The 1,212-nt window shown below is 50.5% G+C and carries 1 protein-coding gene; it reads left to right on the top strand.

Annotated features, from left to right (window positions below; translation table 11 throughout):
• Positions 1-1,212, top strand: a 1,212-nt coding sequence (locus tag NSB25_RS29035) for a hypothetical protein (RefSeq protein WP_172455340.1), incomplete at both ends; no start/stop codon positions are given.

Genomic DNA, 1,212 nt, shown 5'->3' with positions numbered 1-1,212 from the left:
ATCCCTTTGTGCTTCCCAAAAGCACCTGGGACTATATCGTGCAGTTCTGGTACCTCGACCTTTCCCAGACGGATTCCATCATGCGGGACTGCTACTCTGTCTTTGGCTCGCCGCCACGGCTCCCTTCCTGCATGCTGCGCTCCTATCTGCTCGCTTTGAAACTGAAAGTGACTTCCATCACTGTCTGGTGCCGCATGCTTAAGGAAACTCCCCTTTATGCCATCCTCAGCGGTTTCTCTTTCGGGGATACCCCTGGTGTTGGGACTTTTTATGATTTCTTTTCCCGCATCTGGCAGCATGACTCCAACAACCTTTCCCCGAAAGACCGGTTCCCTAAAATGAAGAAAACTCCCAAGGGGAAGAGGAAAGGTGATAAGACTCCCTGCGATTCTTCCAGCATGGCTTCCAGGCTTCTTCCCCTGCTGGAACGCTGGCATTTAAAGCCTGAGAATCCCTTTTCCCTCATTTTCCGGCTTTATCAGCAGCAATTCCTGGACCAGTCCATCCACAGGGGGCTGGTTAATCCCCGGCACCTGGCCCTTGCCGGTGACGGCACCCCTGTCCGTACTGCCGCACAGCAGCGCAAAAAGCGCATCTGCGATTGTAAGGAGAAAGGCTGTTCTTCTTGTAACTGTAAACGCTATTATTCCCAACCCGACTGTAACTGGGGATGGGACTCCCACCGGGAATGTTATTTCTTCGGATACCACCTCTACATGTATGTGGCTTCCGATTCCTTCAGCGACCTCCCTGTGTTTCCGCTTTTAGAGCGGGCCTCCCGGCATGACATGCTTTCCTTCCTGCATTCCTTTTTCACCATGAAAGCGTATCTTCCGGAATTCCGGATTGAAAAGCTCCTTCTGGATTCCGCACACGACGCTTACGCTGTTTATGATTACTGTAGACGGGAAGATATCACACCGTTTATCGACCTCAATCCCGGACATACCGGGCATTTTACCTATAAGGACGATTTCACAATCGATGACAATGGTGTCCCTGTCTGTAAATTGGGCTTACGTATGCATAAAGATGGATATGAAGCTGCCAAACACCGGGCAAAATACCGGTGCCCGAAATCAAACCGGAAACGTGGCTGCTTCTGTGAACACCCCTGTTCACCGGCAAAATATGGAAGAACCGTACACATCTTTACCAATGACAATCCAAGGTTATTCAACATACCGCCAAGGGACTCTAAAGCATGGGAAA

The organism is Acetatifactor muris (assembly GCF_024623325.1).
Lineage (GTDB): Bacteria > Bacillota > Clostridia > Lachnospirales > Lachnospiraceae > Acetatifactor > Acetatifactor muris.
The sequence above is the reverse complement of the archived record's forward strand: the minus strand, read 5'-3'. Positions and strand labels throughout refer to the sequence as shown.